The organism is Mycolicibacterium vaccae NBRC 14118 = CIP 105934 (genome assembly GCF_001552715.1).
Classification (GTDB): Bacteria; Actinomycetota; Actinomycetes; order Mycobacteriales; family Mycobacteriaceae; genus Mycobacterium; species Mycobacterium vaccae.
In genome coordinates, this window is the sequence record NZ_BCRS01000214.1 from 1 (window position 1) to 8,906 (window position 8,906).

Here is an 8,906-nt window from a genome sequence, read left to right on the forward strand (position 1 = left end):
GTAGATCAGCGAACGGCGGGTCTGGCCGGGCTGCTGGAAGTCCGGGAATCCGGTCAGGCACAGCGCGAGCAGGTCGTCGACGGTGGGTGCGTAGTCGTCATATTCCACCGGTGTGCTCAGCGGCGGTGCGGCCGGGCCGGGCCGGGAGAGTTCGGCGAGCCGGCCCGCGGCGAACTGGTAGTCGCGGGTCAGTGGCACGAGGCGGCGGTTCACCGACGTCAGGCCGATGCGTTCGGATCCGTACGTGGTGGCCTGCCGGGCGAAGTAGCTCAGGAAAGGGCGGGTCGCCGGGTCGGTCTCGGGCGCCCCGACACACAGCATGATGTCGTCGCGGGGCCCGGAAGCGTCGGCGTCCCAGAAGGTTCCGGTCGGGCGGGCGGTGGCCAGCACGGTCGCGCCGAACAGCAGCACCAGCAGGGTCAGCGCGACGGTGGCGGCACGGGTCTGGCGGCGCACCACGGCGCGGTACTCGGGCAGCCGGGTCAGCCGCGCGGTGTTGGCCAGCGGCAGCTGCTGCTCCCGGCCGCGGCGGATCGGCAGCAGTACCGCCAGGGCGAGGACCAGGATCAGCGCGCCGAGCCCGAACGCCGCCACCGGCCACCAGGTCAGCTCCACGATCGGATCAGCTCTTCGGTCTGCTCGCCGAGGCGGCCGACGTCGGCGGTGGAGGCCCGGTCGAACTGGACCTCGCCCAGCGCTTCCAGCACGGGCGCCGCGGCGGCGAGATCGCCGGCGGCCACGGCCCGCAGTTGCATGAACTGGGCGGGGGTGCCGGTGGCCTGGTGCAGGAAACTGCGCAGTGTGCGGCTGAGTTCCGCACCGGCCTGCGCCGCCGACAACTCACCTGAGCGGTGGCGCAGCGTGACCGTACGCGCGGTGCGGGCGAAACGGCGGCGCAGCGCCCTGGCGTGCAGGCCCCGCATCCCCGGCAGTGCCCGCAGGCTGTGCGACGGCAGCGTCGCCACGACGACGGCGGCGTACCAGAGCACGACAAGCAGGATCAGCGCGAGTCCGAGCCACAGCCACTTCGTCGAGTACTCCAGTGGGCCGCTGACGAACTCCAGCAGGTCATCCGGCACGCGACCACACCCTCGTCATCGCGGTGAGGGCGCGCCGGATCTGGGCGGAACGTGCGATCGTCGCATGCGAAACGCCTTGTCCCGCAAGGAATTCCGTGAGGTGCTGAACGCGTCGATGCTCGGCGCGGCGATAGGCCTCGACCACGCGCGGGTCCACCGCGGCCGCCCCGAGCACCGGCCGACCGGTGGTGACGTCGTAGCCGCCGTGCTCGGCCTCCACCGCGGGCATGTCGGCGACCATCGCCCACATGACGTCGTGGCGCGCCGTCAGCCTGGCCAGCGCGTCGCCGAGGCGGTCGTCGGGTTCGGGTTCGTCGGACACCGCGACGATCATCATCGGGTGCCGGTAATGCGTTGCCACATAGTCCAACTGGCACACGATGTCGCTCGGTCCGGATCGGGTGGTGTGGTCCTGGTAGTGCTGCAGCATGCTCTCGATGTGGTTCTCGCCGCGGCGCTGGCGGACCCGGATGCTGCCCCGGGCATCGCCGTAGACCATGCCGATCTCGTCGGCGCGGCCGAGGGTGATCAGGCCGAGTGCCCCCATCACGTGAAGTGCCACATCGCGTTTGCGTTCCCGGCCGGGCGCGAGGGCGTGCATGGTGCGGCCGGCGTCGGCGACCAGCAGGATCTTGTGGTGCTTCTCGGACACGAAGCGCTTGATCAGGACGGCGCCGGAGCGGGCCGACGCCTTCCAGTCGATGTCGCGCACGTCGTCGCCGGGGACGTAGGGCCGCAACTCGTCGAATTCCATTGTCCGGGTGTGCAGCAGCGCGTGCCGGCCGCCTTCGAGCAGGCCGCGGGTGTCGGTGCCGAAATGCGACCTGGCCCGGTTGAGGTGTTTACCCACTCGGCCGCCGTTCAGGGCACCCGGACCGCGCGCAGCACGGCGTCGATCACCACGTCCGGCGTGACACCCGCGCTGACCGCCTCGAAACCGAGGATCAGCCGGTGCTGCAGCACGCGGTGGGCGAGGTCGGCGATGTCACCCGGGACGACGTGGTCGCGGCCCGACAGCAGCGCCAGCGCACGGGCCGAGGTGCACAGCGCGATGGTGGCCCGGGGGCTGGCACCGTACTCGATGAGTCGCGCCACCGTGGCGGGCAGGTAGTTGCCGGGTTCGCGGGTCACCGCGACCAGGCGGCTGGCGTAGAGCATCAGGTCGCGGCTCATGTACACCTCGCGGGTGACCCGCTGAAGCCGGCGGATGTCGTCCAGCGTCGCGACCGGTCGGCCGGGGTGCTCCCGGTCGAACAGTCCGGCGTCGAGCCGCATGAGCACCTCGACCTCCTGCTCGGGCGACGGGTAACGCACGATCTCCTTGAGCAGGAACCGGTCGGTCTGCGCCTCCGACAGCGCGTAGGTGCCCTCCTGGTCGACGGGGTTCTGCGTCGCGATCACCAGGAACGGCTCCGGGATCGGATACACGGTGCCGGCGATCGTGGTCTGACGTTCCTCCATCGCCTCGAGCATCGCGCTCTGGGTCTTCGCGCTGGAGCGGTTGATCTCGTCGAGCAGCACCACGTTGGCGTGCACCGGGCCCAGCTGGGTGACAAACGATGTGGTGGTCGCGTCGTAGACCTGGGTGCCGATGATGTCGCTGGGCAGCAGATCGGGCGTGCACTGGATCCGGCGGAACTGCCCGTCGATCGACTCGGCGACGACGCGGGCCGCGGTGGTCTTGGCCAGCCCGGGCACGCTCTCCAGCAGGATGTGTCCGCCGGTCAGCAGCCCGATCAGCAGCGTCTCGCGCAGATGCTCCTGCCCGACCACCTTGGCCGAGAACGCATCGGCCAGCGCCGCCAGCACCCGCCGTGCGTCGTGGACGTCGTCACCGGACTGGCGGGGCATCGGGGCGGCATTCATCCCGCTGCATGTACCACGCGAATCCGGCGCGCAAACCGACGCTCAGGGGTGCGCAGCGCGCCGGATTCGCTACCCGAGGGACAGCGCGAGTGTCACCGCGACCGCCCACACCAGCATCGTCAGGCCGGTGTCCTTGAGCACCGGGATCAGGTCCATGCCCCCGGACCCGGCGCGCACCGGTTTGGCGGCGCGCACCGCCAGCGGCAGGGCCACCAGTCCGACCGCACACCACGGCGTGGCCGCGATCAGCACCAGCGTCAGCACGAACGCGACCGCCAGCAGCGCCTGGAACAGCACCCGGGTCTTCGCGTCCCCGAGGCGCACGGCCAGGGTGATCTTTCCGGTCTGTGCGTCGGTCGGGATGTCGCGCAGGTTGTTGGCCACCAGCACCGCCGAGGACAGGCACCCGGTCGCCACGGCGAGGGTGACTCCGACCCAGTCGATGCGCAGCGCCTGGGTGTACTGGGTGCCCAGCACCGCGACGAGGCCGAAGAACACGAACACCGCGACCTCGCCGAGGCCGGAGTACCCGTAGGGCTTGGACCCGCCGGTGTAGAGCCACGCCCCGGCGATGCACACCGCCCCGACCGCGATCAGCCACGGCGCGGAGAACCACGCCAGCGCCAGACCCGCCAGCGCGCCGACGGTCAGGCTGATCACCGCGGCCGTCAGCACCGACCGCGGCGCCGCGAGCTTGGAGCCCACCAGCCGCAGCGGTCCGGAGCGGACGTCGTCGGTGCCGCGGATGCCGTCGGAATAGTCGTTGGCGTAGTTGACCCCGACGACCATGCCGACCGCGACGACCAACGCGAGCAACGCTTTCCACCACGACGCGGCATCCAGCCACGCGGCGGCACCGGTGCCCGCGATGACGGGTGCGACGGCGTTGGGCAGCGTGCGGGGACGCGCCCCCTCTACCCACTGCGCGAAACTGGCCACGACGGTCAGTCTTGCAGGTGCCGACCGTGGCAGACTGAGCGCATGGACGAGCATCTGAGCAACACCGAGATCGGCAAGGACGCGGTCCAGGAGATCGTCGCCGCCGGCGCCTCGGCTGTCGGAGAGGTCGCGTCGATCATCACCTCGGCGGTCAAGGACGTCGCCAACACCGTGGGCGGGTTCGCCACCGAGGTGTTCGAGATCCGCGACGGCGCGCGCCGCGCCGCCGCGCAGCAGGACGCCGGGGACGACGCGTAGCCGGTGCTGGGAGTCATCGGGGGCAGCGGCTTCTACTCGTTCTTCGGGGCCGATGCCCGGACGGTCGAGGTGGACACCCCGTACGGGCCGCCCAGCGCGCCGATCACGATCGGTTCCGTCGGCGCGCACGAGGTCGCCTTTTTGCCCAGACATGGTGTGCACCACGAGTTCTCGCCCCACACCGTGCCCTACCGGGCCAACATGTGGGCGCTGCGCACACTCGGTGTGCGGCGCGTCTTCGGACCCTGCGCCGTCGGCAGCCTCGACCCGCAGCTCGGGCCGGGCGCGGTGGTGGTGCCCGACCAGCTCGTCGACCGCACGTCGGGGCGGGCGGACACGTACTTCGACTCCGGCGGTATCCACGTGGGTTTCGCCGACCCGTACTGCCCGTCGCTGCGGTCGGCGGCGACCGGCCTGACCGGCGTGGTCGACGGCGGAGCGATGGTGGTGATCCAGGGCCCGCGGTTCTCCACGCGTGCCGAGAGCAGGTGGTTCGCAGATCAGGGTTTCCGGCTGGTGAACATGACCGGATACCCCGAGTCCGTGCTGGCTCGTGAACTTGAGATGTGTTATGCAGCAATTGCTTTGGTCACCGATGTGGACGCGGGTGTGGAATCGGGGCAGGGGGTGCGGGCGGTCGACGTGTTCGCCGAGTTCCAGCGCAATCTGGGGCCGTTCAAACAGCTCGTCCACGCGGCGATCGACCGGGTGGACGTGGAGCGCTCGTGCACACACTGCCTCGCGCACGAGGGTGTGCAGTTGCCGTTCGACCTGCCCTGATCGAACGCCGACCCGGGACTAGCGTGTTGACACCCGTCAAGTAATACTGAGCACATGACGACGTCCACAGCGCTGTGTGAGCAGTTCGGTATCGACTTCCCCCTCTTCGCGTTCAGCCACTGCCGCGACGTGGTGGCCGCGGTGACCAACGCCGGCGGGTTCGGCGTGCTCGGCGCGACCGCGTACTCGCCCGAGCAGCTCGACCAGGAGCTGGCGTGGATCGACGACGCCGTCGGTGGCAAGCCCTATGGCGTGGATCTGATCGTGCCGGCCAAGTTCGAGGGCAAGGGCGAGAAGCTGTCCAGCACCGACCTGGCCGGACGAATCCCGCAGGCCTACAAGGACATCGTCGACGAACTGCTGCGCGCCCACGACATCGAACCCGAACCCGAGCGCCGTCTCGGCAAGCCGATGCTGTCGGGCAACACCGGCCACGAGCTGCTCGACGTCGCGCTGACCCATCCGGTCAAGCTGATCGCCAACGCCCTCGGCGTGCCGCCGGACTACATGATCGAGGCAGGCAAGGAGCGCGGCATCCCGGTCGCGGCGCTGGTCGGAGCCAAGGAGCACGCGGTCAAGCAGGCCGCCGCGGGCGTGGATCTGATCGTCGCGCAGGGCACCGAGGCCGGCGGCCACTGCGGCGAGGTCAGCACGCTGGTCGTGGTGCCCGAGGTGCTCGAAGCGTTGGCAGAGATCGGCGATACCACCCCGGTGCTGGCCGCCGGTGGCATCGTGACCGGCCGCCAGATGGCCGGCATGGTCGCGATGGGTGCCGCCGGTGCGTGGACCGGTTCGGTGTGGCTGACCACCGAGGAAGCCGAGACCGCGCCCCACACGGTCGCCAAGATGCTGGCCGCCAGCTCACGCGACACCGTGCGCTCGGCGGGCCGCACCGGAAAGCCGTCGCGGCAGCTGCGCTCGGAGTGGACCGACGCATGGCTGCCCTCCAAGGACGGGCACCAGCCGCTGCCGCTTCCGCTGCAGTCGATGCTGTGCGAGCCGGTGATCCGCCGGATCGACGTGCTCGCCTCCCAGGGCCACGAGGGCGCGCAGGCGCTCGCGACCTACTTCGTCGGCCAGGGCGTCGGGCTGATGAACAAGGTCAAGCCCGCCCGCGAGGTGGTGCGTGAGTTCATCGAGGACTACGTGGCCGCCGCCGAGCGCCTCAGCAGCTCACTCCCCGGCTGATCTGCCCCGGAATAGCGTTCCGGGCCGTGGTCGGGGCGTGATTCGCAACCCGGAATGCTACTCCGCGGAAAACTAGTAGGCCGGCGGTAGCCGCACCTCGAAGCGTGCGCCGGTCGGCAGGTTGTGCGCGGTCAGCGTGCCGTGGTGGGCCTGCACCAGACCGGCTGCGATCGCCAGGCCCAACCCCGAACCGCTCGGCAGCGACCGATCCGATCGCGGCACACGGCTGTTCGAGCCTCGATAGGCCACGTCGAACACGCGCGGCAGATCGGCCTCGTCGATACCGACGCCGGTGTCGTCGACGCGTGCCCACGCGCTGTGCTCGTCGCTGCCCAACGCCAACTCGACCGTCCCGCCCGACGGCGTGTGCGCGATCGCGTTGGCCACCAGGTTGGACAGCACCCGAACCAGGGCGCGGTCGCTGCCGACCACGCGGACCGGCTGCTCGGGGATGCTCGCCACCAGTCGCACCCCGGCGCGCTCGGCGGCGATCCGGTGCGCGGCCAGCACGTCGTCGACGACCTCGTCGAGGGCCACCCGATCGAAGGACGGTGTCAGCGCACCGGCGTTGATCTTCGACATCTCGAACAGGTCGTCGACCATCTCCGAGAGCCGAACCGTTTCGTGCTCAATGTGTTTGGCGTAAACCCGGACCTCTTCGCCGGGGACAACGCCGTCGGCGATCGCCTCCGAGAGCGCGCGGATGCCGGCCAGCGGGGTGCGCAGGTCGTGGCTGACGAACGCGATCAACCGCCGCCGCGACCGTTCGGCGGCGTTCTCCGAGTCGCGGATCTCGGCCTCCCACACCGTGCGCCGGGCCTGATAGCGGCCCAGCATCACCGCGGCCGGGATCGCCACCACCGACACGACGGCGAGCACGGCGGCCGTCTGCTCGAAGGTCTCGGTGATCATGAATCCGCTGGCTCCCAGCACACCCGCCAGGGTGGCCAGCACCGGGATCAGCACCAGGACGACCATGCTGACCGCCAGCGACCAGGAGCGGGCCAGCCGGATCACCGCCGCGCCGATCAGCACCACGGGCACCGAGCAGGCCAGTGCCCAACCGACCATCTCCCAGATTTCAGCCGTCGGCACCGGAGGTCCACATGTAGCCGCGCCCCCAGACGGTCTGCACCCGATGCCGGTCGCCCAGCTTGGAGCGCAGGCGTTTGACGTGCACCGTGACCGTGGACAGGTCGCCGAAGTTCCAGTGCCAGACCTGCTTGAGCAGGTCCTCGCGGGTGAAGACGGTGTCGGTGTGCGACAGGAAGAACAGCAGCAGATCGAACTCGCGGTTGGTCAGGCTGACCGGGTTGCCCGCCACGGTCACGGTGCGCGACGCCGTCGTCACCGTCAGGTCCCCGGAGGTGATGTCGACGGGCGCCACCCCGCCGACGGCCGGTGCCCGCCGCAGCACCGACTTGACCCGCAGCGCGAGCTCACGCGGGCTGAACGGTTTGGTCAGATAGTCGTCGGCGCCGGCTTCCAGTCCGGCGATACGATCCGATTCCTCGCCGAGGGCGGTCAGCAGGATCACCGGCACCGAGTAGTCGCCGCGCTGACGCAGGCTGCGGCACAGGGTCATCCCGTCGGGACCAGGCATCATCACGTCCAGTACCGCGACGTCGATGTGCCGGGAGCCGAGCAGGCGTAGCGCTTCGGTGCCGTCGTGGGCGGTGTAGACGTCCAGGCCGTCTCGCTCCAGATAACGACGCACGACATCGCGGACGACGTCGTCATCGTCGGCGATCAGGACCCGGGTCACCACACCGAGGGTAGCGCGGTGGCGTCGCGACCTGCGTCGACGTCACGGTTTCGTCAGCCTTTGGCCCGCGTCGTCAGTACAGGGCCCGGCGCAGGTTGTCCTCGTCGAGCGCCTGACGGCTCACGGCTCCGTCATGCGGGGTCAGGCGAACCGGTTCGCGAGCGCGCGCCGGTCCACCTTGCCGATACCGCGCAGCGGAAGCTCCTCGACGATGTGCAGCTGGCGTGGCGCCGCGGTCGACGGCAGCGTCGCGGCGACGTGAGAGCGCAACTGTTCCAACGTGATCGACGATCCAGGCGTGGTGACCACCGCGACCACCACCCGCTGCCCGAGGCGCTCGTCGGGGACCCCGAACACCGCGCAGTCGGCCACCGCGGGGTGGGTGGCCACCGCGGCCTCGACGATGCCCGGCAGCACCTTGAGTCCTCCGGTGCTGATCGCGTCGTCCACCCGGCCCAGCACCTGAAGTCGCCCCGAATCATGCACCGCGCCGAGGTCGTCGGTGCGGAACCAGCCGGGCTCCGCGAACGGGTCGGGGGTGACCGGATTCCGGTAGCCGGCGGCGACGGTCGGGCCGCCCAGCCAGATCCGGCCGTCGCCGTCGACGCGCACCGCGACCCCGTCGAGGGGGATCCCGTCGTAGACGCAGCCACCGGCGGTCTCACTCATCCCATACGTACGGACCACCGAAATGCCTGCCGCCGAGGCTCTTTCGGCCACCCCTGCGGGCATCGGCCCACCGCCGATCAGCACAGCGTCCAGGTCCGCCAGTGCGCGGGTCGCGTGCGGGTCGCGCAGCGCCTTGTCCAGCTGGGCCGCGACCAGCGATGTGTAGCGGCGTCCGGAGCCCATCGCCTCGACCGCCGACACCAGCTCCGGTGCGGTGAACGACGGCGGCACGGTCACCGGCGCGGTGCCGGCGATCGCGCTGCGGACCAGCACCTGGAATCCGGCCACGTGGTAGGTGGGCAGGGCCAGCAGCCAGCGGCCCGGCCCGCCGAGCCGGGCGTGCGTCGCCTCGGCGCTCGCGG

The 8,906-nt window shown here is 70.6% G+C and carries 10 protein-coding genes and 1 pseudogene; 3 read left to right on the forward strand and 8 right to left on the reverse strand.

Going from position 1 to position 8,906, the window contains the following annotated elements; all coding sequences use genetic code 11:
* The 5 genes and pseudogenes from MVA01S_RS27120 to MVA01S_RS27140 all read right to left on the reverse strand — a co-directional run.
* Positions 1-615: pseudogene (locus MVA01S_RS27120) on the reverse strand (hypothetical protein); the annotation flags it as partial.
* Entirely contained in the window at positions 606-1,079 is a 474-nt protein-coding gene (locus MVA01S_RS27125; protein ID WP_003932698.1) for a hypothetical protein, read from the reverse strand. The pseudogene MVA01S_RS27120 and the gene MVA01S_RS27125, both read right to left, overlap by 10 nt.
* Positions 1,069-1,929, reverse strand: coding sequence for a DUF58 domain-containing protein (locus tag MVA01S_RS27130; RefSeq protein WP_003932697.1), 861 nt, complete (start codon positions 1,927-1,929; stop codon positions 1,069-1,071). Before MVA01S_RS27130 ends, MVA01S_RS27125 begins: the two co-directional genes overlap by 11 nt.
* A gap of 11 nt (positions 1,930-1,940) precedes the next feature.
* On the reverse strand, positions 1,941-2,930 hold the full coding sequence (locus tag MVA01S_RS27135) for an AAA family ATPase (RefSeq protein WP_003932696.1): 990 nt from the start codon (positions 2,928-2,930) through the stop codon (positions 1,941-1,943).
* 84 nt (positions 2,931-3,014) lie between these two features.
* On the reverse strand, positions 3,015-3,884 hold the full coding sequence (locus tag MVA01S_RS27140) for a 1,4-dihydroxy-2-naphthoate polyprenyltransferase (protein WP_003932695.1): 870 nt from the start codon (positions 3,882-3,884) through the stop codon (positions 3,015-3,017).
* A 42-nt stretch (positions 3,885-3,926) separates the two neighbouring features.
* Between MVA01S_RS27140 and MVA01S_RS27145 the strand changes: the two genes are divergently transcribed.
* Genes MVA01S_RS27145 through MVA01S_RS27155 form a run of 3 tightly spaced genes read left to right on the forward strand, consistent with a single transcriptional unit; the run spans position 3,927 to position 6,110 of the window.
* Entirely contained in the window at positions 3,927-4,142 is a 216-nt protein-coding gene (locus MVA01S_RS27145) for a hypothetical protein (protein WP_003932694.1), read from the forward strand.
* A 3-nt stretch (positions 4,143-4,145) separates the two neighbouring features.
* Positions 4,146-4,922 (forward strand): S-methyl-5'-thioadenosine phosphorylase, encoded by a 777-nt coding sequence (locus tag MVA01S_RS27150; RefSeq protein WP_003932693.1) that lies wholly within the window; start codon positions 4,146-4,148, stop codon positions 4,920-4,922.
* Between the two features lie 54 nt (positions 4,923-4,976).
* On the forward strand, positions 4,977-6,110 hold the full coding sequence (locus MVA01S_RS27155; protein WP_003932692.1) for an NAD(P)H-dependent flavin oxidoreductase: 1,134 nt from the start codon (positions 4,977-4,979) through the stop codon (positions 6,108-6,110).
* Between the two features lie 72 nt (positions 6,111-6,182).
* Here MVA01S_RS27155 and MVA01S_RS27160 read toward each other — a convergent pair whose 3' ends face one another.
* The 3 genes from MVA01S_RS27160 to menE form a co-directional block, all read right to left on the reverse strand.
* Complete coding sequence (locus MVA01S_RS27160; RefSeq protein ID WP_390176162.1) at positions 6,183-7,181, reverse strand: sensor histidine kinase; 999 nt, start codon at positions 7,179-7,181, stop codon at positions 6,183-6,185.
* 10 nt (positions 7,182-7,191) lie between these two features.
* Positions 7,192-7,875, reverse strand: coding sequence for a response regulator transcription factor (locus MVA01S_RS27165; protein WP_040542790.1), 684 nt, complete (start codon positions 7,873-7,875; stop codon positions 7,192-7,194).
* 141 nt (positions 7,876-8,016) lie between these two features.
* The coding region (menE, locus tag MVA01S_RS27170) for an o-succinylbenzoate--CoA ligase (RefSeq protein WP_060941768.1) at positions 8,017-8,906 on the reverse strand (890 nt) is incomplete at its 5' end.

What these genes read in the sequence shown, in the direction of transcription:
- MVA01S_RS27135 (WP_003932696.1), bottom strand. Translation starts at nt 2,930, where the DNA reads ATGCCCCGCCAGTCCGGTGACGACGTCCACGACGCACGGCGGGTGCTG.
- MVA01S_RS27145 (WP_003932694.1), top strand. Translation starts at nt 3,927, where the DNA reads ATGGACGAGCATCTGAGCAACACCGAGATCGGCAAGGACGCGGTCCAG.
- MVA01S_RS27155 (WP_003932692.1), top strand. Translation starts at nt 4,977, where the DNA reads ATGACGACGTCCACAGCGCTGTGTGAGCAGTTCGGTATCGACTTCCCC.
- MVA01S_RS27160 (WP_390176162.1), bottom strand. Translation starts at nt 7,181, where the DNA reads ATGGTCGGTTGGGCACTGGCCTGCTCGGTGCCCGTGGTGCTGATCGGC.